40 protein-coding genes and 4 pseudogenes are annotated in these 24,479 nt (G+C 23.8%); 23 read left to right on the forward strand and 21 right to left on the reverse strand.

Going from position 1 to position 24,479, the window contains the following annotated elements; all coding sequences use genetic code 4:
• Positions 1 to 13: 13 nt before the first annotated feature.
• The 3 genes from AAHM78_RS05335 to AAHM78_RS05345 are packed head-to-tail and all read left to right on the forward strand — an operon-like array spanning position 14 to position 1,727.
• The gene (locus tag AAHM78_RS05335; RefSeq protein WP_342254609.1) at positions 14 to 862 is read left to right on the forward strand and encodes an SWIM zinc finger family protein; all 849 of its coding nucleotides are present in this window, start codon (positions 14 to 16) and stop codon (positions 860 to 862) included.
• A gap of 47 nt (positions 863 to 909) precedes the next feature.
• The gene (locus tag AAHM78_RS05340) at positions 910 to 1,302 is read left to right on the forward strand and encodes a transposase family protein (protein WP_342254610.1); all 393 of its coding nucleotides are present in this window, start codon (positions 910 to 912) and stop codon (positions 1,300 to 1,302) included.
• 50 nt (positions 1,303 to 1,352) lie between these two features.
• Positions 1,353 to 1,727, forward strand: coding sequence for a transposase family protein (locus tag AAHM78_RS05345; RefSeq protein ID WP_342254611.1), 375 nt, complete (start codon positions 1,353 to 1,355; stop codon positions 1,725 to 1,727).
• On the opposite strand, the gene AAHM78_RS05350 is transcribed toward AAHM78_RS05345, so the two are convergent.
• Positions 1,724 to 1,897, reverse strand: coding sequence for a hypothetical protein (locus AAHM78_RS05350; protein ID WP_342253301.1), 174 nt, complete (start codon positions 1,895 to 1,897; stop codon positions 1,724 to 1,726). The two genes, AAHM78_RS05345 and AAHM78_RS05350, sit on opposite strands and share 4 nt — an antisense overlap.
• Here AAHM78_RS05350 and AAHM78_RS05355 point away from each other — a divergent pair.
• Positions 1,875 to 2,696, forward strand: a complete 822-nt coding sequence (locus AAHM78_RS05355) for an IS1595 family transposase (RefSeq protein WP_342254612.1) — start codon at positions 1,875 to 1,877, stop codon at positions 2,694 to 2,696. The genes AAHM78_RS05350 and AAHM78_RS05355 overlap by 23 nt on opposite strands.
• Before the next feature lie 54 nt (positions 2,697 to 2,750).
• Here the strand turns inward: AAHM78_RS05355 and AAHM78_RS05360 are convergent, their stop codons facing one another.
• Positions 2,751 to 3,071 (reverse strand): transposase family protein, encoded by a 321-nt coding sequence (locus AAHM78_RS05360; RefSeq protein ID WP_342254613.1) that lies wholly within the window; start codon positions 3,069 to 3,071, stop codon positions 2,751 to 2,753.
• A 463-nt stretch (positions 3,072 to 3,534) separates the two neighbouring features.
• Here AAHM78_RS05360 and AAHM78_RS05365 point away from each other — a divergent pair, with 463 nt between their 5' ends.
• On the forward strand, positions 3,535 to 4,794 hold the full coding sequence (locus AAHM78_RS05365) for a hypothetical protein (protein ID WP_342254614.1): 1,260 nt from the start codon (positions 3,535 to 3,537) through the stop codon (positions 4,792 to 4,794).
• Between the two features lie 93 nt (positions 4,795 to 4,887).
• On the opposite strand, the gene AAHM78_RS05370 is transcribed toward AAHM78_RS05365, so the two are convergent.
• Genes AAHM78_RS05370 through AAHM78_RS05380 form a run of 3 tightly spaced genes read right to left on the reverse strand, consistent with a single transcriptional unit; the run spans position 4,888 to position 6,010 of the window.
• Entirely contained in the window at positions 4,888 to 5,139 is a 252-nt protein-coding gene (locus tag AAHM78_RS05370) for a hypothetical protein (RefSeq protein WP_342254615.1), read from the reverse strand.
• Between the two features lie 53 nt (positions 5,140 to 5,192).
• Positions 5,193 to 5,567 (reverse strand): transposase family protein, encoded by a 375-nt coding sequence (locus tag AAHM78_RS05375; protein ID WP_342255047.1) that lies wholly within the window; start codon positions 5,565 to 5,567, stop codon positions 5,193 to 5,195.
• Between the two features lie 50 nt (positions 5,568 to 5,617).
• Positions 5,618 to 6,010, reverse strand: a complete 393-nt coding sequence (locus tag AAHM78_RS05380) for a transposase family protein (RefSeq protein WP_342254616.1) — start codon at positions 6,008 to 6,010, stop codon at positions 5,618 to 5,620.
• Positions 6,011 to 6,096: 86 nt separating this feature from the next.
• On the opposite strand from AAHM78_RS05380, the gene AAHM78_RS05385 reads away from it, so the two are divergent.
• Positions 6,097 to 7,272, forward strand: a complete 1,176-nt coding sequence (locus tag AAHM78_RS05385) for an SNF2 helicase associated domain-containing protein (protein WP_342255048.1) — start codon at positions 6,097 to 6,099, stop codon at positions 7,270 to 7,272.
• Here the strand turns inward: AAHM78_RS05385 and AAHM78_RS05390 are convergent.
• The 5 genes and pseudogenes from AAHM78_RS05390 to AAHM78_RS05400 all read right to left on the reverse strand — a co-directional run bounded on the left by AAHM78_RS05390 (position 7,264) and on the right by AAHM78_RS05400 (position 10,722).
• Positions 7,264 to 8,081, reverse strand: a pseudogene (locus AAHM78_RS05390) (IS5 family transposase). The gene AAHM78_RS05385 and the pseudogene AAHM78_RS05390 sit on opposite strands and share 9 nt — an antisense overlap.
• A 145-nt stretch (positions 8,082 to 8,226) precedes the next feature.
• Entirely contained in the window at positions 8,227 to 8,601 is a 375-nt protein-coding gene (locus tag AAHM78_RS16785) for a transposase family protein (RefSeq protein WP_342254611.1), read from the reverse strand.
• Positions 8,602 to 8,651: 50 nt separating this feature from the next.
• Entirely contained in the window at positions 8,652 to 8,885 is a 234-nt protein-coding gene (locus AAHM78_RS16790; protein ID WP_342253542.1) for a transposase family protein, read from the reverse strand.
• A gap of 17 nt (positions 8,886 to 8,902) precedes the next feature.
• Positions 8,903 to 9,043: a hypothetical protein gene (locus AAHM78_RS16795; RefSeq protein ID WP_342252928.1), complete on the reverse strand. Its 141-nt coding sequence runs from the start codon at positions 9,041 to 9,043 to the stop codon at positions 8,903 to 8,905.
• Positions 9,044 to 9,339: 296 nt separating this feature from the next.
• Complete coding sequence (locus tag AAHM78_RS05400; RefSeq protein WP_342254617.1) at positions 9,340 to 10,722, reverse strand: MFS transporter; 1,383 nt, start codon at positions 10,720 to 10,722, stop codon at positions 9,340 to 9,342.
• A gap of 524 nt (positions 10,723 to 11,246) precedes the next feature.
• Between AAHM78_RS05400 and trxA the strand changes: the two genes are divergently transcribed.
• From trxA to AAHM78_RS05415, 3 genes are all read left to right on the forward strand, one after another.
• Entirely contained in the window at positions 11,247 to 11,588 is a 342-nt protein-coding gene (trxA, locus tag AAHM78_RS05405) for a thioredoxin (RefSeq protein ID WP_199188855.1), read from the forward strand.
• Positions 11,589 to 11,598: 10 nt separating this feature from the next.
• The gene (locus AAHM78_RS05410) at positions 11,599 to 12,423 is read left to right on the forward strand and encodes an HAD family hydrolase (RefSeq protein WP_342254618.1); all 825 of its coding nucleotides are present in this window, start codon (positions 11,599 to 11,601) and stop codon (positions 12,421 to 12,423) included.
• Positions 12,424 to 13,460: 1,037 nt separating this feature from the next.
• Positions 13,461 to 13,628, forward strand: a complete 168-nt coding sequence (locus tag AAHM78_RS05415; RefSeq protein WP_342254619.1) for a hypothetical protein — start codon at positions 13,461 to 13,463, stop codon at positions 13,626 to 13,628.
• On the opposite strand, the gene AAHM78_RS16800 is transcribed toward AAHM78_RS05415, so the two are convergent.
• The gene (locus tag AAHM78_RS16800) at positions 13,584 to 13,691 is read right to left on the reverse strand and encodes an IS3 family transposase (protein ID WP_425289748.1); all 108 of its coding nucleotides are present in this window, start codon (positions 13,689 to 13,691) and stop codon (positions 13,584 to 13,586) included. The genes AAHM78_RS05415 and AAHM78_RS16800 overlap by 45 nt on opposite strands.
• Positions 13,692 to 13,693: 2 nt before the next feature.
• Positions 13,694 to 13,843, reverse strand: a pseudogene (locus AAHM78_RS05420) (transposase); the annotation flags it as partial.
• Between the two features lie 75 nt (positions 13,844 to 13,918).
• Between AAHM78_RS05420 and AAHM78_RS05425 the strand changes: the two are divergent.
• The 8 genes from AAHM78_RS05425 (at position 13,919) to AAHM78_RS05460 (ending at position 16,867) form a co-directional block, all read left to right on the forward strand.
• A complete protein-coding gene (locus tag AAHM78_RS05425) occupies positions 13,919 to 14,365 on the forward strand; it encodes a transposase family protein (protein ID WP_342254620.1) in 447 nt (148 codons plus the stop codon).
• A gap of 82 nt (positions 14,366 to 14,447) precedes the next feature.
• Positions 14,448 to 15,164 (forward strand): IS1595 family transposase, encoded by a 717-nt coding sequence (locus tag AAHM78_RS05430; RefSeq protein WP_342254621.1) that lies wholly within the window; start codon positions 14,448 to 14,450, stop codon positions 15,162 to 15,164.
• Between the two features lie 301 nt (positions 15,165 to 15,465).
• Positions 15,466 to 15,858, forward strand: a complete 393-nt coding sequence (locus tag AAHM78_RS05435; protein WP_342252835.1) for a transposase family protein — start codon at positions 15,466 to 15,468, stop codon at positions 15,856 to 15,858.
• 119 nt (positions 15,859 to 15,977) lie between these two features.
• A complete protein-coding gene (locus tag AAHM78_RS05440; RefSeq protein ID WP_342252839.1) occupies positions 15,978 to 16,106 on the forward strand; it encodes a hypothetical protein in 129 nt (42 codons plus the stop codon).
• The gene (locus AAHM78_RS05445; RefSeq protein WP_342252825.1) at positions 16,073 to 16,282 is read left to right on the forward strand and encodes a transposase family protein; all 210 of its coding nucleotides are present in this window, start codon (positions 16,073 to 16,075) and stop codon (positions 16,280 to 16,282) included. Before AAHM78_RS05440 ends, AAHM78_RS05445 begins: the two co-directional genes overlap by 34 nt.
• A 2-nt stretch (positions 16,283 to 16,284) precedes the next feature.
• Positions 16,285 to 16,503, forward strand: a complete 219-nt coding sequence (locus AAHM78_RS05450) for a hypothetical protein (RefSeq protein WP_342254622.1) — start codon at positions 16,285 to 16,287, stop codon at positions 16,501 to 16,503.
• On the forward strand, positions 16,490 to 16,675 hold the full coding sequence (locus tag AAHM78_RS05455; protein ID WP_342254623.1) for a hypothetical protein: 186 nt from the start codon (positions 16,490 to 16,492) through the stop codon (positions 16,673 to 16,675). The genes AAHM78_RS05450 and AAHM78_RS05455 overlap by 14 nt, the downstream gene beginning before the upstream one ends.
• Before the next feature lie 6 nt (positions 16,676 to 16,681).
• Complete coding sequence (locus tag AAHM78_RS05460) at positions 16,682 to 16,867, forward strand: hypothetical protein (RefSeq protein WP_342253101.1); 186 nt, start codon at positions 16,682 to 16,684, stop codon at positions 16,865 to 16,867.
• A gap of 13 nt (positions 16,868 to 16,880) precedes the next feature.
• Here AAHM78_RS05460 and AAHM78_RS05465 read toward each other — a convergent pair whose 3' ends face one another.
• From AAHM78_RS05465 to AAHM78_RS05490, 6 genes are all read right to left on the reverse strand, one after another.
• Complete coding sequence (locus tag AAHM78_RS05465) at positions 16,881 to 17,255, reverse strand: transposase family protein (RefSeq protein ID WP_342254954.1); 375 nt, start codon at positions 17,253 to 17,255, stop codon at positions 16,881 to 16,883.
• A gap of 150 nt (positions 17,256 to 17,405) precedes the next feature.
• On the reverse strand, positions 17,406 to 18,122 hold the full coding sequence (locus tag AAHM78_RS05470) for an IS1595 family transposase (protein WP_342253100.1): 717 nt from the start codon (positions 18,120 to 18,122) through the stop codon (positions 17,406 to 17,408).
• Between the two features lie 118 nt (positions 18,123 to 18,240).
• Positions 18,241 to 18,651: a transposase family protein gene (locus AAHM78_RS05475; protein WP_342253099.1), complete on the reverse strand. Its 411-nt coding sequence runs from the start codon at positions 18,649 to 18,651 to the stop codon at positions 18,241 to 18,243.
• A 136-nt stretch (positions 18,652 to 18,787) separates the two neighbouring features.
• The gene (locus AAHM78_RS05480) at positions 18,788 to 19,162 is read right to left on the reverse strand and encodes a transposase family protein (protein WP_342255049.1); all 375 of its coding nucleotides are present in this window, start codon (positions 19,160 to 19,162) and stop codon (positions 18,788 to 18,790) included.
• Positions 19,163 to 19,212: 50 nt separating this feature from the next.
• Positions 19,213 to 19,605 (reverse strand): transposase family protein, encoded by a 393-nt coding sequence (locus AAHM78_RS05485; protein ID WP_342252838.1) that lies wholly within the window; start codon positions 19,603 to 19,605, stop codon positions 19,213 to 19,215.
• 33 nt (positions 19,606 to 19,638) lie between these two features.
• The gene (locus tag AAHM78_RS05490) at positions 19,639 to 20,304 is read right to left on the reverse strand and encodes a hypothetical protein (RefSeq protein WP_342253558.1); all 666 of its coding nucleotides are present in this window, start codon (positions 20,302 to 20,304) and stop codon (positions 19,639 to 19,641) included.
• A gap of 215 nt (positions 20,305 to 20,519) precedes the next feature.
• Between AAHM78_RS05490 and AAHM78_RS05495 the strand changes: the two genes are divergently transcribed.
• Entirely contained in the window at positions 20,520 to 20,753 is a 234-nt protein-coding gene (locus tag AAHM78_RS05495; RefSeq protein ID WP_342254624.1) for a transposase family protein, read from the forward strand.
• A gap of 59 nt (positions 20,754 to 20,812) precedes the next feature.
• Positions 20,813 to 21,178, forward strand: a complete 366-nt coding sequence (locus AAHM78_RS05500) for a transposase family protein (RefSeq protein WP_342255050.1) — start codon at positions 20,813 to 20,815, stop codon at positions 21,176 to 21,178.
• A gap of 40 nt (positions 21,179 to 21,218) precedes the next feature.
• Here the strand turns inward: AAHM78_RS05500 and AAHM78_RS05505 are convergent, their stop codons facing one another.
• The gene (locus AAHM78_RS05505; protein ID WP_342254625.1) at positions 21,219 to 21,851 is read right to left on the reverse strand and encodes a DDE-type integrase/transposase/recombinase; all 633 of its coding nucleotides are present in this window, start codon (positions 21,849 to 21,851) and stop codon (positions 21,219 to 21,221) included.
• A 41-nt stretch (positions 21,852 to 21,892) separates the two neighbouring features.
• Positions 21,893 to 22,171 (reverse strand): transposase, encoded by a 279-nt coding sequence (locus AAHM78_RS05510; protein ID WP_342254626.1) that lies wholly within the window; start codon positions 22,169 to 22,171, stop codon positions 21,893 to 21,895.
• A 78-nt stretch (positions 22,172 to 22,249) separates the two neighbouring features.
• Between AAHM78_RS05510 and AAHM78_RS05515 the strand changes: the two are divergent.
• A pseudogene (locus tag AAHM78_RS05515) lies at positions 22,250 to 22,432 on the forward strand (aquaporin); the annotation flags it as partial.
• Positions 22,433 to 22,550: 118 nt separating this feature from the next.
• On the opposite strand, the gene AAHM78_RS05520 reads toward AAHM78_RS05515, so the two are convergent.
• Positions 22,551 to 22,916, reverse strand: coding sequence for a transposase family protein (locus AAHM78_RS05520; protein ID WP_342255052.1), 366 nt, complete (start codon positions 22,914 to 22,916; stop codon positions 22,551 to 22,553).
• A gap of 246 nt (positions 22,917 to 23,162) precedes the next feature.
• Between AAHM78_RS05520 and AAHM78_RS05525 the strand changes: the two genes are divergently transcribed.
• The 3 genes and pseudogenes from AAHM78_RS05525 to AAHM78_RS05535 form a co-directional block, all read left to right on the forward strand.
• Entirely contained in the window at positions 23,163 to 23,555 is a 393-nt protein-coding gene (locus AAHM78_RS05525) for a transposase family protein (protein ID WP_342254627.1), read from the forward strand.
• A 59-nt stretch (positions 23,556 to 23,614) separates the two neighbouring features.
• Positions 23,615 to 23,980, forward strand: coding sequence for a transposase family protein (locus AAHM78_RS05530; protein WP_342255053.1), 366 nt, complete (start codon positions 23,615 to 23,617; stop codon positions 23,978 to 23,980).
• Positions 23,981 to 23,997: 17 nt separating this feature from the next.
• A pseudogene (locus AAHM78_RS05535) lies at positions 23,998 to 24,282 on the forward strand (IS30 family transposase); the annotation flags it as partial.
• Positions 24,283 to 24,479 lie beyond the last annotated feature (197 nt).

The raw sequence follows: 24,479 nt of genomic DNA on the forward strand, positions 1-24,479 counted from the left end.
TAAGGAAAACATAATGTCAAAATTTAATCTGGAATTTATTAAAGAACAAGTTTCAAACTCTATTTTTAATCGTGGTTTAATTATGTATAAAAATAACAGTATTAAACTAATAAACAAAAAGATAAATAATAATGCTAAAAATCAATCATTAATAATCGCATGTGAAGTATTATCTTCACAAAGTGAGGAAGAATATGAAGTAAATTTATATTTTGACTTTTATAATGGTGATATTAATTTTACTAACAAATATTGTGATTGCATGTATTTTCAAATTAATAATGCAACTTGTAAACACATCATTGCTTCGTTAATTTATTGTTATCATAAATCATCCAATCAATTTTTAATTTGATCGGGTTTAGAAAATGAACACAAAAATTTAATTTCTTTTTTTAAAAACCAAGAAAAACAAAACGAAAATTCAATGATTCCAATAGTAAAATGTAATATTAGAATTATTATTGAAAATATGTCATTAGCAAAATTACAACTTAAAGTTGGTATTAATCAATTATTTGAAGTTAAAAATATTTTTGAATTTATTAAATTGATTACTGATATTAGCCCTACTATTTTTGAACAAAAAACATTTTTTAAAAAATATGGCTTTTCATTGAATAAACAAGAACAAAAATTATCTATTAATTTACAAAAAATTGTTAATTTTTTATATGATGAATTTGAAATATTTAATATGAAATTACCTAATGGGAACATTATTAATTTTTATAATTTTGAGGATAATAATAGTAAATTTAGGTTATTACCAGTTCAATTAGAACGCCTTTTAAAAAAAATAAAAGGCGAAATAATAGACTTAATATATTTAGGAACAATAGACTTGGTGCAAAACCTTTAATTTTAACAATTTAACGATTATTATTAATATTAAAGGTGATAGTTATTATGTTGAAAAAATATAAAGTTGATCAAGAATTTTATAGTTTAGTCGGCATAAAGCCACAAACATTTTATAAAATGCTTGAAATTTTAAAAATTGCTGAGTCTAAACAAAAATATTATGGTGGTAGAAAAAATAAAATTGTAATTGAAGAGCGTTTATTAATGACTTTAGAATATTGAAAAGACTATAGTAGTTATAGAGTTATTGCAAAAAGATATAATATTAGTCATACTAGTTGCATTCGTAATATTTTTTGAATTGAAAATATTTTAATAAAAAGCGGAATTTTTAATTTACCTGGAAAAAAAGATTTAACAAAAAATAAAGGTACTAATAATAATTTGTTAGCTATTGATGCTACTGAAACTCCAATTGAAAGAATTAAAAAAAACTAAAATTACTTTTTTCAGGTAAAAAGAAACATCATTCTCTCAAATCCCAAATAATGATTGATATTTCCAATGGAAAAATTATTTCAACTGCTTTTTGTTTTGGAAGCATTCATGATTTTAAATTGCTTCTAAAATCTAAAACTTTTATTCATCCAGAAAAACAAGTTTTTGTTGATTCAGGTTATCAAGGTATACAAAATATTCATAAAAATACATTTTTGCCATTTAAAAAAAGTAAATACAATCAATTAACACCAATTCAAAAAGAATACAATAAAACTTTAAGTAAAATTAGAATTAAAATTGAACACGTATTTGCTAAACTAAAACGTTTTAAAATTTTAAGTTTAAAATATCGCAATAAAATACGAAGATTTGCATTAAGATTTAATTTAATAGCAGGAATATATAATTTTGAATTACCTTAGTTTTGCACCAAGTCTATTCTTTCAATTGGATTTTCAGTATCATCAATAGCTAACAAATTATTATTAGTACCTTTATTTTTTGTTAAATCTTTTTTTCCAGGTAAATTAAAAACGGACTTCTCCCCACATGTACTTGTGGAGGAAACAATGAAATTGAATGAGTTCAACAATATATTTCAAACAGAAAAAGATTGTTTGAAATATATAGCAAGTTTGAAGGAAAACAAATGTATGAGGTGTTCTTGAACAAATTTGAATACTTCTGATTTAAGAAGAATAATATGTTTGAAATGTCATCAAACATTTAGTATTCTTCATGACACCATTTTTTACAAGTCACAAAAAACTTTGACATCTTGGTTTTATCTCATCTTTAGATGAATAAACACCAAACATGGAATTCCATCAACTGATGTTGCAAAAGAATTGGGAGTAACTTTGAAAACTTCTTGAAGAATGGGTCATAAAATTCGAAGTGCAATTGCAAAACAAGAACCTCAATTCATTGTTGAGGGCATAGTGCAAATGGATGAAATGTATCTTTCACATATGGGTTTTAAAAAACAAGGAAGATCCTTAAAAAATAAAACTTTGATTGTTGGGATTTATGAAAAAACAACCAATAATTTAATTGTGAAAGTGTTGAAAAATGCAAATCAAAAAAATCTTTTGCAATTTGCAAGAAACCACATTTCTTCAAAGTGTGATGTACATACTGATTCTTGAAAAGGATATCGCCATTTTAAATCAGTTTTCACTAAGCATGAAACAGTTAACCATCAAGATGGCTATGTTTCAAAAACTGGTGTAAACATAAACCAGATTGAATCGGCATGAAAGCACATCAGACGAACATTTAAAATACATATCAAAGTTGAAAAACATCATGTTCATTTATATGCAAAAGAATCGGCATATAAATTCAACAATATACCTAGTTTTGAAACTGTAATGTTATGTTCGATTTAAAAATGTGGGGAGAAGTCCGTAGATAGGCTTTTCTCAGCATTTATGTGATAAAATTTAAAAATAGTACATAAAGGGAGAAAAGCCATTAAAAATTCCGCTTTTTATTAAAATATTTTCAATTCAAAAAATATTACGAATGCAACTAGTATGACTAATATTATATCTTTTTGCAATAACTCTATAACTACTATAGTCTTTTCAATATTCTAAAGTCATTAATAAACGCTCTTCAATTACAATTTTATTTTTTCTACCACCATAATATTTTTGTTTAGACTCAGCAATTTTTAAAATTTCAAGCATTTTATAAAATGTTTGTGGCTTTATGCCGACTAAACTATAAAATTCTTGATCATCTTTATATTTTTTCAACATAATAACTATCACCTTTAATATTAATAATAATCGTTAAATTGTTAAAATTAAAGGTTTTGCACCAAGTCTAATCAACAATTTTTGCTATTTTACGAATCGAAAATCCATAATTTTTATATTCTTTTATTGCTATTATTGATTCAATACTCAGATACTTATACATTGCGCTAATTCCTTTCTTTTCTTAATTATAGAACTAACACAATTTAATTTTTATATAAGTTTCCTTTTTAATTTTACAATTAAAGTATTATTAAAATTAAAGATTTTAAAACAAGAGATGGTTATCCAATCATTATTAAATTACAAAAACCATTAGATAAAGATACAAAAGTTATTGGTTTAAAAATTAAAGCCCCTAGAAGCATGATTTTTGGCAATATAAAGGTACTTGGCGAAGTTGATAATATGGAAATACCCAAAATTATTTATTAAAGATAAGATAGCATTTCCGCTATTATCAATGCCTATTGAAACTCAACCAAAAGTTAGAATATTACAACAATGATTTAGTGAACAAATATTACCTTGAAATTTAGCAAAAAAATTTATAGGACAAGAAAAATCAGTTTTAGATTTGATTAAAATTAGTACTGGAACTGAAACAAGAAGAGAAGTTATTCAAAACGCAAGAGTTACACATACTTGATTAGGATATGAAATGGGAACTGTTTGAGATGGTAAGTGACCATTAAAAAAACAAAAAGAATTAAAAGATAAAGAAGTTTGAAATTTTGCGGGTGAAAGTCAATTTTATCAATATGTTGCAACTAATAATAGATTTGATGATATTGAAATAGAAATTAAAGATGCACCAACTAATGATAGTTTACAACAACTATTATTAGATATGCTAAGTTATACATATAACTATAATAGAAATTTTAATGGTGCAGAATATGATGATAAAGATAAAGCAAAAAATAAAATGGCAGAATTACGTGATACATTTTCTGGACAAAAACCCGATGAAATAATTACTAATTTATTTAAACAATGAGAGTTTGAATATCCAAATTATATAAACTTATTGCAAATTAAAATATTTAAACAAATATTTATTATGTTATCAAAATATATTTATTCATCATTATCAATTAATAAAGGATTAAATGATGATAATAAAATATTATTACCTTATTATTTTGAATTAAAATCAAGTCCAATAAAACCTAGTAAAGATGATATTTGAAAATTCAAAGATGTAAAAGTTATATTAAAATATCCATATTTTAACTTTACTGATATAAATAATATTAAACCAAAAAATAATGATATTAGTCAAAATGAATTATTCAAACTAGATGATAATCAGTTTAATTGATTATCTATTACAAATGAATTAGAAAGTAATAATATACCTTCATTAATTCCAGCAGATTGGACACTAGTAAATGGAGAATATGGAAAATATTTTTCACGAGCAATTATTAGTAATAATAAAATTGAAAATGCTTTAAATTTATATGGTTCAAATAAATCGCAATTATTTTCAAAACTAGAATTTTATAAAGAAATTTCACAAATTGATAATAATAATGAATTTGAATTACAAATTGAGAATCCGATTAATAACTTAAATCGGATTGAAATTAGTGGTATATTTGGTGCTGGTAATTATGAATTAATTTTAATAACTGATAAACAAGAGATTAATTTAAAAAATATTAATTTATTTGATAAATATAACGAAAATATTTCTTATATAAATATAGAAATTTAATTATCAAAATATCCATCTGGATAAATGCCATCTCATTTTATGTCATAACTTTCATCTGGTTTAATTCCAAAATATAAAAGTATTTTATGTTCATTATTTGTTTCATGTGACCATATAGTTGTGCCAGCCCCCCCAGTAGACTGTATAGTCATGTCCTAAATATGATTTATAATTATAAGTTTTATAATATGACATTATACTTAATAAAAGTGCAGTTATAACAGCAGTTCATAATATTGTTTTTTTATAATTTGTTTTAATTCATTTTTTAAAATTATTTATTTCTTTTCATTTTTCTTCTTTTTTATTTTCTACATCTTTTATTAGTTCTTTGCTATCTTGCATTTTAATTCTCCTTTTTTCCTTGATTTTACTTTTAAATTAGACTTGGTGCAAAACTAAGGTAATTCAAAATTATATATTCCTGCTATTAAATTAAATCTTAATGCAAATCTTCGTATTTTATTGCGATATTTTAAACTTAAAATTTTAAAACGTTTTAGTTTAGCAAATACGTGTTCAATTTTAATTCTAATTTTACTTAAAGTTTTATTGTATTCTTTTTGAATTGGTGTTAATTGATTGTATTTACTTTTTTTAAATGGCAAAAATTTATTTTTATTAATATTTTGTATACCTTGATAACCCGAATCAACAAAAACTTGTTTTTCTGGATGAATAAAAGTTTTAGATTTTAGAAGCAATTTAAAATCATGAATGTTTCCAAAACAAAAAGCAGTTGAAATAATTTTTCCATTGGAAATATCAATAATTATTTGGGATTTGAGAGAATGATGTTTCTTTTTACCTGAAAAAAGTAATTTTAGTTTTTTTTAATTCTTTCAATTGGAGTTTCAGTAGCATCAATAGCTAAAAAATTATTATTAGTACCTTTATTTTTTGTTAAATCTTTTTTTCCAGGTAAATTAAAAATTCCGCTTTTTATTAAAATATTTTCAATTCAAAAAATATTATGAATGCAACTAGTATGACTAATATTATATTTTTTTGCAATAACTATATAACTACTATAGTCTTTTCAATATTCTAAAGTCATTAATAAACGCTCTTCAATTACAATTTTATTTTTTCTACCACCATAATATTTTTGTTTAGACTCAGCAATTTTTAAAATTTCAAGCATTTTATAAAATGTTTGTGGCTTTATGCCGACTAAACTATAAAATTCTTGATCATCTTTATATTTTTTCAACATAATAACTATCACCTTTAATATTAATAATAATCGTTAAATTGTTAAAATTAAAGGTTTTGCACCAAGTCTAATATATAATTTCACCGTTATTAAAACATAATAATATTGTTATTGATCCAATAATCACTAATAATATTATTAATACTAAACTAATTATTGAAAGTTATTTTGATTTTGACGGAGAATATGTTATTTTAAAATCTGTTTTCAAATATGATGATATTATTTTTGATATTAATGATAGTAGTAGTAATCCAAATAAAATTGTTCTTCGCGATTACATAAAAGAGAAAAATTATTTATATCTTTTTTCTACACTACCTTTTGAAAAAATTGGTGATAAATTGGTATTAAATGATTTAGAATCAATTATTAAATTGGTATCTAACCTTTTATCTGTAATAGAACAGCAATCAATTATTTATTATACTGAAAATTTTCAAAATGTGCGATTAATAAAAACAAAAATTAATAGTTCAAATATTAGTATTAATGAAAATCAACAACTTTTAGAATTTAATTTTAGTTTAGAAAATATTACACAAGATGAACTTAAATCAATTTTTATTTCAATAAAAAATGAAAAAAAATATCACCGTTTAGAAAATGGTAATATTGTTGATTTACAAAATAAAACATTAATAAACTTCGTTAAATTATCAGATAAATTTGACATACCATTAGAAAATTTTGCAACTGGTAAATTTTTAATTCCGAAATATCATGCTCCTTTTTTGAATGAAGAACTTTCTAATTTTAAAGATGTATCTCTTAATAAGAGTTTATACTTTACTGAGTTAATTACAAAAATTACAAATTTTAATGATAATAATATTACTGTTTCATCTTCATTAAATACCGTTCTTCGTGATTATCAAATTAAAGGACATAAATGATTAAAAACATTAGCATTATTTGGTTTTGGTGGTATTTTAGCTGATGAAATGGGTCTTGGGAAAACTTTACAAACCATTAGTTATATTGTTAAAGAATATGAGTTAAATTCACATATGGAGCCAATCCTCATTATCGCTCCTGCTTCGATTATTTATAATTGAAAAAATGAATTTAAAAAGTTTGCCCCACAATTAAAAAAAATTATTGTTGATGGAACTAAACAAATACGTAAAGAAATTTTAAAAAATTATAAAAATTACCAAATATTAATTACATCATATCCGTTATTACGTCGTGATTTTATTGAATATGAGAGTTTATCATTTTCACATTTTTTTATTAGACTTGGTGCAAAACTAAGGTAATTCCAAATTATATATTCCTGCTATTAAATTAAATCTTAATGCAAATCTTCGTATTTTATTGCGATATTTTAAACTTAAAATTTTAAAACGTTTTAGTTTAGAAAATACGTGTTCAATTTTAATTCTAATTTTACTTAAAGTTTTATTGTATTCTTTTTGAATTGGTGTTAATTGATTGTATTTACTTTTTTTAAATGGCAAAAATGTATTTTTATGAATATTTTGTATACCTTGATAACCTGAATCAACAAAAACTTGTTTTTCTGGATGAATAAAAGTTTTAGATTTTAGAAGCAATTTAAAATCATGAATGCTTCCAAAACAAAAAGCAGTTGAAATAATTTTTCCATTGGAAATATCAATAATTATTTGGGATTTGAGAGAATGATGTTTCTTTTTACCTGAAAAAAGTAATTTTAGTTTTTTTTAATTCTTTCAATTGGAGTTTCAGTAGCATCAATAGCTAACAAATTATTATTAGTACCTTTATTTTTTGTTAAATATTTTTTTCCAGGTAAATTAAAAATTCCGCTTTTTATTAAAATATTTTCAATTCAAAAAATATTACGAATGCAACTAGTATGACTAATATTATATCTTTTTGCAATAACTCTATAACTACTATAGTCTTTTCAATATTCTAAAGTCATTAATAAACGCTCTTCAATTACAATTTTATTTTTTCTACCACCATAATATTTTTGTTTAGACTCAGCAATTTTTAAAATTTCAAGCATTTTATAAAATGTTTGTGGCTTTATGCCGACTAAACTATAAAATTCTTGATCATCTTTATATTTTTTCAACATAATAACTATCACCTTTAATATTAATAATAATCTTTAAATTGTGAAAATTAAAGGTTTTGCACCAAGTCTATTGTAATTTCATTAAATAAAAAATAAGAATATATAACTAGATTTATTTAAAAATAACAATAGACTTGGTGCAAAACTAAGGTAATTCAAAATTATATATTCCTGCTATTAAATTAAATCTTAATGCAAATCTTCGTATTTTATTGCGATATTTTAAACTTAAAATTTTAAAACGTTTTAGTTTAGCAAATACGTGTTCAATTTTAATTCTAATTTTACTTAAAGTTTTATTGTATTCTTTTTGAATTGGTGTTAATTGATTGTATTTACTTTTTTTAAATGGCAAAAATGTATTTTTATGAATATTTTGTATACCTTGATAACCTGAATCAACAAAAACTTGTTTTTCTGGATGAATAAAAGTTTTAGATTTTAGAAGCAATTTAAAATCATGAATGCTTCCGAAACAAAAAGCAGTTGAAATAATTTTTCCATTGGAAATATCAATAATTATTTGGGATTTGAGAGAATGATGTTTCTTTTTACCTGAAAAAAGTAATTTTAGTTTTTTTTAATTCTTTCAATTGGAGTTTCAGTAGCATCAATAGCTAACAAATTATTATTAGTACCTTTATTTTTTGTTAAATCTTTTTTTCCAGGTAAATTAAAAATTCCGCTTTTTATTAAAATATTTTCAATTCAAAAAATATTACGAATGCAACTAGTATGACTAATATTATATCTTTTTGCAATAACTCTATAACTACTATAGTCTTTTCAATATTCTAAAGTCATTAATAAACGCTCTTCAATTACAATTTTATTTTTTCTACCACCATAATATTTTGTTTAGACTCAGCAATTTTTAAAATTTCAAGCATTTTATAAAATGTTTGTGTCTTTATGCCGACTAAACTATAAAATTCTTGATCATCTTTATATTTTTTCAACATAATAACTATCACCTTTAATATTAATAATAATCGTTAAATTGTTAAAATTAAAGGTTTTGCACCAAGTCTAATATATTTTTCCTTTTTATAAGACATTACAAAAAAACATAAAAAAACTACTTAGTAAAAATAAAAAATAATACTAGTAGGCTAATAACCAATAATTTTGTGTGTCTTAAATTTATTATAACACCGTAACTTTGAAAATCAATAAAATTTTATTAATTTTATTATTAAAATATCATTTTAAATAAAAAAATTAGCACCCTTATTATGGTGCTAATCTAATAATATTTTTATAATATTTTATTATCTTGATTTTTTGTTCATAGTAAAGCTAATGAAATAATAGCGGCAGCAATACAACCATAAAAGTAATAAAATACATAATCTCAGTTTTCATTACCAATACCAGCAATTACTACTTTTGAAAAAAGAGCATCACCAAGAAAATAACCAGATAATCCTGTAAATCCTGAAGCAGCAGCAGCTGCTTTCTTATTTGTTAGTTCAATAGCAGTAGCACCAATCATCGCTTGTGGCATATAAATACCAAAACCAGCAATCATTAAAGCAGTAATAAGCATAGGCATATTACCACGAGGAGCAACTTGCAATAAAACTAGTCCACAAAGTGCAATCAATAATCCAAATATCATTAATGGTGCTTTACGATTATTAAAAAATCACTTAGCAAAATATGCTGCAAAAATACCACCAAATAAACCAGATAATTCAAAACAGGCAGCAAATCATTTACTGTGTTTTAAATCTAAGCCATGAATATCTTTCATTAAAATTAATGTTCATCCTGCCAGTCCTTGTCGTACAACATATACTCAAATATTAGCAAATGCTAATATTCATAAAAATTTATTTTTTAAAATATATTTTACAAAAATTTCTTTTCAATTAAGTTCTACTCTTTCTTCTTTATGTTCTAGAATACCTTTTCATTTTTCAACAGTAGGTAACCCTTCTGCTTCGGGGCGATCACGCAATCCTCATAAACATAATGGAATCATAGCTAAAGCAAAAATACTAGGAATTCAAAAATATAAACCATAACTTGTTCCACCCGGATCAAGTAATGTTACTAAAGAAATAACAACAACCGGTAATAAAGCAGCACCAATATTTTGTCCTGAGTTTCAAATTCCAATACGTCCCGAACGTTCTTTATCAGTAAATCAATGAGAAAATAGTCTAGCTGTAGCTGGTCAGCCCATGCCTTGGAAAACAGCTAACATCGCAATCAAACTCAACATCATTACAAATGGGCCAACACTAATTTTAGTTTCAGCAAAAGCAACTACACCACCCATAATAATATTTAAAATAGAAGAAACAAATAATCCAAAAATCATGATTACTCTTCCTGAACTACGGTCAGCAACATTTCCAACAATAAATTTAGCACCACCATAAACAACGGCAAAAATTGTTCCCATTAAAGCATACTCCATTTTAGTTATGCTACCATTGCTTTCTAAAGCAGAACCCGCTACTGTATACGCTTGACGAGTAAAGTAGTAAAGAATATATGATAAAATGCTAAAACCAAAAACTTGATTACGTAAAATAATAAATTTTTTATTAACTTGCTTTAAGTCTTCACTAAAAATTTCTTTTTTTGCAGGTGGCTTAAAAACACATGCAAGTCTATTAAAAACAGACATTTTTTTTACTCTCCTTCTAAAAGGATGCATAAATTATAGTAACCCAAATAACCTGCTCTTAAAAACTTAATATAAACATACTTTAACACATAGGTTTTTACAATTTTTGTTTTTGTGGAAAAATAAATAATATTAAAAATTAAAAAATAACTTTCTACCAAACTATTTTTTTGAAATACCATAAATAAATATTAACTCTACACCTTTTAAAATTCATTTACATTTATTTATTAAACAGTTTTATAAAATGTACTAATAATTTATTTATCCCTTTCTCAAATTGTTTAGTCCTAACCTATATATTTCAGATTATAACAGATATATTCTAAAATTGAAAAGATATTTCTTTAATTTTAAAAAAAATAATTTACAATTTTCTTATGAATTTATTCTAAAAAAATTATAAATTTTTATATAGTAATAACTAAAATTAAAAAAAATATTTTATCGTTTAATGTTTTAAAAATTAAAACTAATGATAGAATTAAACCATAAAATAAATTAAAAGAAAAGGTAGTGAACACATGCATAATGAAAGCAAAATACAACATATTAATTCTATAAAAGAAGTTGAGCAACTTTTACAATCAAAAAAAATAACAGTAATTGATTTTTCAGCAGAATGATGTGGTCCTTGTAAAATGTTAGGGCCAAGATTTGAAAATGTTGCTAATGACGAAAAACACAAAAATATTAATTTTATTAAAGTTGATGTTGACAAAGCTAAAGAACTAGCAAAAGATTATGAAATCCAATCAATTCCAACATTAATTTATTTTAATAAAGAAGGAAAAGAAGTTAAAAAAACTTTTGGTTTAGTTTCTGAAAAAGATATGACTAATATTATCGAAGAAATAGGAAAATAAGGTATTTATAATGGCTATTAAATTAATTGTTCTTGATCTAGATGGAACTTTATTGAAAAGTAGATGAAAAATTCATCCTAAAAATCTAATTGCAATTCAAAAAGCATATCAAAAAAATATTAAAGTTATTATTGCAACAGGAAGAGCGCCAAGTTCAACCATTGATATTGCAAAATCATGTTTAATGCATGAAAAAACCCGTCATATTATTTGTTATAATGGTGGTAACATCCTTGATATTACTAATGATAATAGATTAGATATATTGTATGAAAAATCATTAACAAAAGAACAAATACAAACAATAGTTAAATTTGCTAATAAAAATAATTTAGCAATGTGAGGATATAGTACCGATAATAAAACAGGCTTAATTAATCGCAGATCACTAAAAGTTAAAATTATGGAAAATTTTAATAACCTACCAACTAAAAAAATTGATGAGAATACCGATGAGGGTATGTATAAAATTTTATTATTTTGTAAAAAGAAAAAACAAGTTAATCCAATTTTAGAACAATTAAATACTATAAAAGATTTAGAACTTGCTACTTCTTCTCATAGTGTTATTGAAATTAATCCAATTGGTGTTAATAAAGCTGCTGCTGTACAATTTTTATGCAAAAAATGAAATATTACCCCTGACCAAGTACTAGCTTGTGGTGATGGTATGAATGATTATAAATTAATAAAATGGGCTAAATATGGTATTGCAATGCAAAATGCTCATCCTAATTTAAAAGAAATAGCATATGATGTTACTAGTAAAAATACTTGTGGTGGTGTTGCAAAAGCTATCGATAAATATGTATTTCCTAAATCAGAGTTTGAATAAATAATAGTTTAATTTTCTAATATAGTTTATTATCAAATATAACTTTAAAAATGCTGGACAATTACCAGCATTTTTAATTCAATATCCTTTATACTTAAATAAATATTTTTCAAATTTGCATTCTTTTAATATAAACTAACTATTCATTGAATTATTAAAAGTAGCTTTATCTAATACTATAGAAAAAATAAGACTATCATTATAAAAAAATGAATCTTCACCAATTCAAAATTTAATGTAAATACCAGAAGAATCATGTCAAATAAAAACAGATGAATTAATATATGAATGTCACATAAAACCACTTACAGAAAAATTATTATCAATTTTAGCAGAATTATCAATCGCTTCTGTTATATCTTTTGTGCTAATTTTAATATTATGTTTTTGAGTACTTTGACTTGAATCACCAGCAGAAATAAAAGAATTATTATCAAAGCTGATACTAGGAAATAAAGTAGTAAAATCATCCCAAGATTTAGCATAGTCAGTTCAATTTGAAAATATATTTTTTTGCTCACTATTATAAACATTTGTAGAATCTGTTCCATTATAATTAGTAGTATAATTAAAATTTACATTTTGTGTAATATTATCATTTTTAAATTTATTATAATAAATTTCAATTAAATTATTATTATCAAAAATATAGTTTAATGAATAGTTCTTGTCACTAATATTAAATGGAAGATTATAAATAAAATTATAAATATCTTTATTATCAACAATTAAATCAACAATTTTAGTAGCTAATTCATTATTAATTTTTCCTTTTAAACTACTTTGACTAATAAAATAAGGAAATTATCCCCGCATGTACTAGTGTGGAGGAAAAAATGAATTGAAATGAATTCAATAGCATATTTCAAACTGAAAACGATTGTTTGAAATATATAGCGAAGTTGAAAATAATGAAATGCATCAGGTGTGCTTCTTCTAGTTTGAATACTTCTGATTTGAGAAGAATACGATGTTTGAACTGTAACCAAACATTTAGTATTCTTTATGGAACCATTTTTTATAAGTCACAGACCTAAATGACATCTTGGTTTTATCTCATCTTTAGATGAATAAACACAAAGCATGGCATACCAGCAACCGATGTTGCAAGGGAATTGGGTGTGACCTATAAAACAGTGGAATGGCAACACTTTTTAGGACTATTTTTTGGTAGACATTTGTTTTTGATAATTAACTGGAGTTAAGTAGTTTAAAGTGCTGTGGATTCTTATGTTGTTATATCAATTGATATAATAGACTTGGTGCAAAACTAAGGTAATTCAAAATTATATATTCCTGCTATTAAATTAAATCTTAATGCAAATCTTCGTATTTTATTGCGATATTTTAAACTTAAAATTTTAAAACGTTTTAGTTTAGCAAATACGTGTTCAATTTTAATTCTAATTTTACTTAAAGTTTTATTAGACTTGGTGCAAAACCTTTAATTTTAACAATTTAACGATTATTATTAATATTAAAGGTGATAGTTATTATGTTGAAAAAATATAAAGATGATCAAGAATTTTATAGTTTAGTCGGCATAAAGCCACAAACATTTTATAAAATGCTTGAAATTTTAAAAATTGCTGAGTCTAAACAAAAATATTATGGTGGTAGAAAAAATAAAATTGTAATTGAAGAGCGTTTATTAATGACTTTAGAATATTGAAAAGACTATAGTAGTTATAGAGTTATTGCAAAAAGATATAATATTAGTCATACTAGTTGCATTCGTAATATTTTTTGAATTGAAAATATTTTAATAAAAAGCGGAATTTTTAATTTACCTGGAAAAAAAGATTTAACAAAAAATAAAGGTACTAATAATAATTTGTTAGCTATTGATGCTACTGAAACTCCAATTGAAAGAATTAAAAAAGGAAATTATCCCCACATGTACTGGTGTGGAGGAAAAAATGAATTGAAATGAATTCAATAGCATATTTCAAACTGAAAACGATTGTTTGAAATATATAGCGAAGTTGAAAATAATGAAATGCATCAGGTGTGCTTCTTCTAGTTTGAATACTTCTGATTTGAGAAGAATACGATGTTTGAACTGTAACCAAACATTTAGTATTCTTTATGGAACCATTTTTTATAAGTCACAGACCCAAATGACATCTTGGTTTTATCTCATCTTTAGATGAATAAACACAAAGCATGGCATACCAGCAACCGATGTTGCAAGGGAATTGGGTGTGACCTATAAAACAGCTTGAAGAATGTGTCATGAAATCAGGACTAGAATTGGAAATCAAGATGCGGGTTTCATTGTTGATGGCACAGCACAGATGGATGAAATGTATCTTTCGCATTTAGGTTTTAAAAAACAAGGAAGATCCTTGTTGAATAAAACTTTGATTGTTGGAGTTTATGAGAAAACCAGCAACAAACTAATCGTGAATGTGCTGAAAAATGCAGATGAAAAAAACCTTTTAAGATTTGCATTGAAACACATTTTTACTGAGTGCTGTCTATTTACGGATTCTTGGAAGGGATATGTAAGTTTCAAAAACTTCTATCCCAAACATGAAATCGTAAATCATGAAGTTGGGTATGTGTCACCAAAAGGTGTAAACACAAACCAGATTGAATCAGCATGAAAGCACATCCGACGAACTTTCCGAACACACATAAGAGTTTCAAAACACAATATTCATTTATATGCAAAAGAATCAGCATATAAATTCAATAACATACCGAGTTTTGAAACTGTAATTTTGTGTTTGATTTAAATACATGCAGGGATAATTTCCTAGGTAGGCTTTTATCTCCATTTATGTGATAAAATTTAAAAATAGTACATAAAGGGATAAAAGCCTTAAAAAAAACTAAAATTACTTTTTTCAGGTAAAAAGAAACATCATTCTCTCAAATCCCAAATAATTATTGATATTTCCAATGGAAAAATTATTTCAACTGCTTTTTGTTTTGGAAGCATTCATGATTTTAAATTGCTTCTAAAATAGACTTGGTGCAAAACCTTTAATTTTAACAATTTAACGATTATTATTAATATTAAAGGTGATAGTTATTATGTTGAAAAAATATAAAGATGATCAAGAATTTTATAGTTTAGTCGGCATAAAGCCACAAACATTTTATAAAATGCTTGAAATTTTAAAAATTGCTGAGTCTAAACAAAAATATTATGGTGGTAGAAAAAATAAAATTGTAATTGAAGAGCGTTTATTAATGACTTTAGAATATTGAAAAGACTATAGTAGTTATAGAGTTATTGCAAAAAGATATAATATTAGTCATACTAGTTGCATTCGTAATATTTTTTGAATTGAAAATATTTTAATAAAAAGCGGAATTTTTAATTTACCTGGAAAAAAAGATTTAACAAAAAATAAAGGTACTAATAATAATTTGTTAGCTATTGATGCTACTGAAACTCCAATTGAAAGAATTAAAAAAAACTAAAATTACTTTTTTCAGGTAAAAAGAAACATCATTCTCTCAAATCCCAAATAATTATTGATATTTCCAATGGAAAAATTATTTCAACTGCTTTTTGTTTTGGAAGCATTCATGATTTTAAATTGCTTCTAAAATCTAAAACTTTTATTCATCCAGAAAAAAAGTTTTTGTTGATTCAGGTTATCAAGGTATACAAAATATTCATAAAAATACATTTTTGCCATTTAAAAAAAGTAAATACAATCAATTAACACCAATTCAAAAAGAATACAATAAAACTTTAAGTAAAATTAGAATTAAAATTGAACACGTATTTGCTAAACTAAAACGTTTTAAAATTTTAAGTTTAAAATATCGCAATAAAATACGAAGATTTGCATTAAGATTTAATTTAATAGCAGGAATATATAATTTTGAATTACCTTAGTTTTGCACCAAGTCTATTGAAATAAAATAAATATTAAAAATTATAGAAAGAGAGAATTAATTATGTTGAATTTAAAAGAAGATAAAAGAATGTATTTAAAATATGAAGAAATTGAAAAAATATTTGGTTCATGTGATATATGTAATAAAAATTCATCATATGCCAATAGAACTTGTAATAAATGTTTTTATAAATTAATGAGTGATAATGATGAAATATAATATTCATAATGAAAAATATATATGATTTTCTGAATTAGAAAATACATATTATTGTAATAAATGTATAAATGACATGATTGCAGAAGATATGTATTTAACAAGTGATAATTGAGATTACTTAGAAGAACATTATATTAATGAATTACAATTAGAAAATTTTAAAGGAGTGTAATAAATAATGACACAATTAGAATTACAAAATGCAAGAAAATTAATAGAGAAATTTGAAGAATTACAAGAAGAATTTAATAGTAAATATGAAGAAATAGAATTTGAAATCGATAATGATGCTGATTTAAAAATTAGTTGTGATTATTTTAATTATAAAAATGTAAATCAATTAGAACAAGTAATTATTGATTAGACTTGGTGCAAAACTAAGGTAATTCAAAATTATATATTCCTGTTATTAAATTAAATCTTAATGCAAATCTTCTTATTTTATTGCGATATTTTAAACTTAAAATTTTAAAACGTTTTAGTTTAGCAAATACGTGTTCAATTTTAATTCTAATTTTACTTAAAGTTTTATTGTATTCTTTTTGAATTGGTGTTAACTGATTGTATTTACTTTTTTTAAATGGCAAAAATGTATTTTTATGAATATTTTGTATACCTTGATAACCTGAATCAACAAAAACTTGTTTTTCTGGATGAATAAAAGTTTTAGATTTTAGAAGCAATTTAAAATCATGAATGCTTCCAAAACAAAAAGCAGTTGAAATAATTTTTCCATTGGAAATATCAATAATTATTTGGGATTTGAGAGAATGATGTTTCTTTTTACCTGAAAAAAGTAATTTTAGTTTTTTTTAAGGCTTTTATCCCTTTATGTACTATTTTTAAATTTTATCACATAAATGGAGATAAAAGCCTACCTAGGAAATTATCCCCGCATGTATTTAAATCAAACACAAAATTACAGTTTCAAAACTAGATATGTTATTGAATTTATATGCTGATTCTTTTGCATATAAATGAATATTGTGCTTTGAAACTCTTATGTGTGTTCGGAAAGTTCGTCGTATGTGCTTTCATGCTGATTCAATCTGGTTTGTGTTTACAAATGTTGGTGACACATACCCAACTTCATGATTTACGATTTCATGTTTGGGATAGAAGTTTTTGAAACTTACATATCCCTTCCAAGAATCCGTAAATAGACAGCACTCAGTAAAAATGTGTTTCAATGCAAATCTTAAAAGGTTTTTTTCATCTGCATTTTTCAGCACCTTCACAATTAGTTTGTTGCTGGTTTTCTCATAAACTCCAACAATCAAAGTTTTATTCAACAAGGATCTTCCTTGTTTTTTAAAACCTAAATGTGAAAGATACATTTCATCCATCTGTGCTGTGCCATCAACAATGAAAACTGCATCTTGATTTCCAATTCTAGTCCTGATTTCATGACACATTCTTCAATCTGTTTTATAGGTCACACCCAATTCCCTTGCAACATCGGTTGCTGGTATGCCATGCTTTGTGTTTATTCATCTAAAGATGAGATAAAACCAAGATGTCATTTGGGTCTGTGACTTATAAAAAATGGTTCCATAAAGAATACTAAATGTTTGGTTACAGTTCAAACATCGTATTCTTCTCAAATCAGAAGTATTCAAACTAGAAGAAGCACACCTGATGCATTTCATTATTTTCAACTTCGCTATATATTTCAAACAATCGTTTTCAGTTTGAAATATGCTATTGAATTCATTTCAATTCATTTTTTCCTCCACACTAGTACATGTGGGGATAATTTCCTTTTTTAATTCTTTCAATTGGAGTTTCAGTGGCATCAATAGCTAACAAATTATTATTAGTACCTTTATTTTTTGTTAAATCTTTTTTTCAAGGTAAATTAAAAATTCCGCTTTTTATTAAAATATTTTCAATTCAAAAAATATTACGAATGCAACTAGTATGACTAATATTATATCTTTTTGCAATAACTCTATAACTACTATAGTCTTTTCAATATTCTAAAGTCATTAATAAACGCTCTTCAATTACAATTTTATTTTTTTTACCACCATAATATTTTTGTTTAGACTCAGCAATTTTTAAAATTTCAAGCATTTTATAAAATGTTTGTGGCTTTATGCCGACTAAACTATAAAATTCTTGATCATCTTTATATTTTTTCAACATAATAACTATCACCTTTAATATTAATAATAATTGTTAAATTTTTAAAATTAAAGGTTTTGCACCAAGTCTAATCAAATAATTCTAATTTTAATTGGATTAATGATCTAAAATTTTTATCATTAGACTTGGTGCAAAACTAAGGTAATTCAAAATTATATATTCCTGCTATTAAATTAAATCTTAATGCAAATCTTCGTATTTTATTGCGATATTTTAAACTTAAAATTTTAAAACGTTTTAGTTTAGCAAATACGTGTTCAATTTTAATTCTAATTTTACTTAAAGTTTTATTGTATTCTTTTTGAATTGGTGTTAATTGATTGTATTTACTTTTTTTAAATGGCAAAAATGTATTTTTATGAATATTTTGTATACCTTGATAACCTGAATCAACAAAAACTTGTTTTTCTGGATGAATAAAAGTTTTAGATTTTAGAAGCAATTTAAAATCATGAATGCTTCCAAAACACAAAGCAGTTGAAATAATTTTTCCATTGGAAATATCAATAATTATTTGGGATTTGAGAGAATGATGTTTCTTTTTACCTGAAAAAAGTAATTTTAGTTTTTTTTAATTCTTTCAATTGGAGTTTCAGTAGCATCAATAGCTAACAAATTATTATTAGTACCTTTATTTTTTGTTAAATCTTTTTTTCCAGGTAAATTAAAAATTCCGCTTTTTATTAAAATATTTTCAATTCAAAAAATATTACGAATGCAACTAGTATGACTAATATTATATCTTTTTGCAATAACTCTATAACTACTATAGTCTTTTCAATATTCTAAAGTCATTAATAAACGCTCTTCAATTACAATTTTATTTTTTCTACCACCACAATATTTTTGTTTAGACTCAGCAATTTTTAAAATTTCAAGCATTTTATAAAATGTTTGTGGCTTTATGCCGACTAAACTATAAAATTCTTGATCATCTTTATATTTTTTCAACATAATAACTATCACCTTTAATATTAATAATAATCGTTAAATTGTTAAAATTAAAGGTTTTGCACCAAGTCTATTGAGGTAATTTTGAATATTGGTAAATCCAATGCCATGATAATGAGTAATAAATTCTTTTAAACTTGATTGTATTTTACTGATATTACTTAAATTTTTATAATTTAATTCTTTATTTTCTTTTGATTTAAATTTCTTGAGAGTACATTTTGTTTGTTTAGCTACTGTATCATATAGTATTTGCATATCACAAACTATAATTGATTTTTCTTCGATAAGCTTAGATGTTAAATTTTCTTGTACTCATTTTTTTGTTAATCTTTTAGTATTTGTTGTTTGAGCATAAATATTTTTATTTTCATCAATTGCCATTTCAATACAACAGTTTAAATCTTTAGCATTTTCTTCAATTCATTTTTTTCTTGGATCATCTGGATTTTTGAAATTTCCTTTATGAATTTCTTTGATAAAAGTTTCATCAATTTCAATTCTACATTTTAATTTTGTGAATGGTTTTTGTGTTTTTGCTAATTGTGATGATTTCATAAATTTTTGACGATTAAATCATGCTGATGTTTTTGAAATTTTAGCAAATTGAGAAATAGTATAAGCGGATTGACCTAACAATGACAATCAAATTATTCAATCTCATTGTTCATGAGATAAATGACTTCAATAGACTTGGTGCAAAACCTTTAATTTTAACAATTTAACGATTATTATTAATATTAAAGGTGATAGTTATTATGTTGAAAAAATATAAAGATGATCAAGAATTTTATAGTTTAGTCGGCATAAAGCCACAAACATTTTATAAAATGCTTGAAATTTTAAAAATTGCTGAGTCTAAATAAAAATATTATGGTGGTAGAAAAAATAAAATTGTAATTGAAGAGCGTTTATTAATGACTTTAGAATATTGAAAAGACTATAGTAGTTATAGAGTTATTGCAAAAAGATATAATATTAGTCATACTAGTTGCATGCGTAATATTTTTTGAATTGAAAATATTTTAATAAAAAGCGGAATTTTTAATTTACCTGGAAAAAAAGATTTAACAAAAAATAAAGGTACTAATAATAATTTGTTAGCTATTGATGCTACTGAAACTCCAATTGAAAGAATTAAAAAAAACTAAAATTACTTTTTTCAGGTAAAAAGAAACATCATTCTCTCAAATCCCAAATAATTATTGATATTTCCAATGGAAAAATTATTTCAACTGCTTTTTGTTTTGGAAGCATTCATGATTTTAAATTGCTTCTAAAATCTAAAACTTTTATTCATACAGAAAAACAAGTTTTTGTTGATTCAGGTTATCAAGGTATACAAAATATTCATAAAAATACATTTTTGCCATTTAAAAAAAGTAAATACAATCAATTAACACCAATTCAAAAAGAATACAATAAAACTTTAAGTAAAATTAGAATTAAAATTGAACACGTATTTGCTAAACTAAAACGTTTTAAAATTTTAAGTTTAAAATATCGCAATAAAATACGAAGATTTGCATTAAGATTTAATTTAATAGCAGGAATATATAATTTTGAATTACCTTAGTTTTGCACCAAGTCTATTAATAAATTCAGTTTTGAAAGTTTTAAAAGTTGCTTCAGCAACAGCATTGTCATAAGGACATCCTTTTTTTGCTTAAAGATCGATTTATGTTGAATGCTAGTAAAAGTTTATCAATAATTTTATTATTAAATTCATTACCTCGATCGCTATGAAATATTTGAATATCTTTTAAACAGCGATTTGATTGCATAAATGCTTCATATACTAATGATGCATCTTTTTTAGCGCCTACACTATGTCCAATAATTTCGCGGTTAAATAGGTCTATTAATAAACAAATATAGTTTCACTTACCATTTACTTGAACATAAGTTAAATCACTAACAATAACTTCATTTTTAATCCTATTCTTAAAGTTTCTATTAACAAGATTAGTTATTTGACTATCATTGACTTTATTATGATGATTTTTGTGTCTTAATTTAGTGTATTTTGATATTAAATTATGTTTATTCATAATTTCTTTAATTTTTCGTCTTGATAAATAAATTTCTTGGTTTTCTAATATGACTTTTAATCTTCTTGTGCCATAAATTTCTTTATTTTCTTTAAAAGCACTAATAACAGCTTCATCATACATATTATTTTGATTTTTTTCTTTTTTCTTGAAATTAAAATAATATGTTGATTTAGAGAGCTTTAAAAAACGACACATTGTACGAATTTTATATTTACATTTATTATTGATAATAATCTCTATTTTCTGCCTATTATTAGTGCTGCTTGCTTTAAAATATCATTTTCCATTCGTAACTGTTTTAATTCTTTTCTTAATTTAATTAATTCATTTTCTTCAACAGAACGATTATCTTCGGATTTAAAACTACCTGAATTAGTAAATTGCTTAATTCAATTATAAGTAGCTGCTCTTGTAACATTGTACTCTTTAGCAAGACAAGACACTGACTTACCACTTTGATATAAAGCTACTATTTGTTTCTTAAATTCGTCGGTATATGAGTTAATATTGGCCATAATTATAGTTCCTTTCTTTTAACTAATTTGTTAACTTGTCTACGTAATTAGTGTCCAATAAAGTGTAACCTATCTCCACTTGCTATTGGTGGACCAACAGGTTTTGCTATTAATCCAGCTCGAGATTTAGGACCACGAATTATTCATGCTATTTTACCAATAGCAAATAAAGGAAGTTCTGATTGAAAATATGCTCCAGTTCCTGTTATCGGACCAATTTTAGGAGCAATTATTGCTGGTGGTTTAATTCAAGTAATTTAAATACTTTAATAAAAGTACAGAAAGGATAAATAATATGTCAGAAGAAAAAAAATATATTATGGCATTAGATGAAGGTACATCTAGTTGTCGTACTTTAATTATTAGACTTGGTGCAAAACTAAGGTAATTCCAAATTATATATTCCTGCTATTAAATTAAATCTTAATGCAAATCTTCGTATTTTATTGCGATATTTTAAACTTAAAATTTTAAAACGTTTTAGTTTAGCAAATACGTGTTCAATTTTAATTCTAATTTTACTTAAAGTTTTATTGTATTCTTTTTGAATTGGTGTTAATTGATTGTATTTACTTTTTTTAAATGGCAAAAATGTATTTTTATGAATATTTTGTATACCTTGATAACCTGAATCAACAAAAACTTGTTTTTCTGGATGAATAAAAGTTTTAGATTTTAGAAGCAATTTAAAATCATGAATGCTTCCAAAACAAAAAGCAGTTGAAATAATTTTTCCATTGGAAATATCAATAATTATTTGGGATTTGAGAGAATGATGTTTCTTTTTACCTCTTTAATTGTAAAATTAAAAAGGACACTTATATAAAAATTAAATTGTGTTAGTTCTATAATTAAGAAAAGAAAGGAATTAGCGCAATGTATAAGTATCTGAGTATTGAATCAATAATAGCAATAAAAGAATAGACTTGGTGCCAAACCTTTAATTTTAACAATTTAACGATTATTATTAATATTAAAGGTGATAGTTATTATGTTGAAAAAATATAAAGATGATCAAGAATTTTATAGTTTAGTCGGCATAAAGCCACAAACATTTTATAAAATGCTTGAAATTTTAAAAATTGCTGAGTATAAACAAAAATATTATGGTGGTAGAAAAAATAAAATTGTAATTGAAGAGCGTTTATTAATGACTTTAGAATATTGAAAAGACTATAGTAGTTATAGAGTTATTGCAAAAAGATATAATATTAGTCATACTAGTTGCATTCGTAATATTTTTTGAATTGAAAATATTTTAATAAAAAGCGGAATTTTTAATTTAACTGGAAAAAAAGATTTAACAAAAAATAAAGGTACTAATAATAATTTGTTAGCTATTGATGCTACTGAAACTCCAATTGAAAGAATTAAAAAAAACTAAAATTACTTTTTTCAGGTAAAAAGAAACATCATTCTCTCAAATCCCAAATAATTATTGATATTTCCAATGGAAAAATGATTTCAACTGCTTTTTGTTTTGGAAGCATTCATGATTTTAAATTGCTTCTAAAATCTAAAACTTTTATTCATCCAGAAAAACAAGTTTTTGTTGATTCAGGTTATCAAGGTATACAAAATATTCATAAAAATACATTTTTGCCATTTAAAAAAAGTAAATACAATCAATTAACACCAATTCAAAAAGAATACAATAAAACTTTAAGTAAAATTAGAATTAAAATTGAACACGTATTTGCTAAACTAAAACGTTTTAAAATTTTAATTTTAAAATATCGCAATAAAATACGAAGATTTGCATTAAGATTTAATTTAATAGCAGGAATATATAATTTTGAATTACCTTAGTTTTGCACCAAGTCTAATATAAAAATTATGGATTTTCGATTCGTAAAATAGCAAAAATTGTTGATTATAGTAAATCAACCGTACATAGAGTTTGTAGATTATTAAATAAAAACTTATTGCCATTAGAAATATTGAATCAATTTCAAAAAAATAAACAAAACGCAGGCAGAAAATTAATAATTTTAACTTTAACAGAAATTAATAGTATTAATCATTTGTTAATGACTAAAAAGTATGCTCTTGATATAATTGCTAACTTTTTAAAGGAAAATAAAATAAAAAGTATTTCAACAAAAACTTTATAGGGCGTATCAAGTTAATGGTTAGATTTAATAAGAACTTAAATGAGAGATAAAACTCTCATTTTTTAATTGTTGAACAATTATAATTAATTATTTTATTAAACCTATACTTTATTAAAGTAATTAATTATTCCAAATTTAATAAAAATTATAAAAGCTATTGTATAGGAATTTGCAAATAGTAATTTTTATCATGC

The organism is Spiroplasma endosymbiont of Zeiraphera isertana, from assembly GCF_964030805.1.
GTDB lineage: Bacteria > Bacillota_I > Bacilli_A > Mycoplasmatales > VBWQ01 > Spiroplasma_E.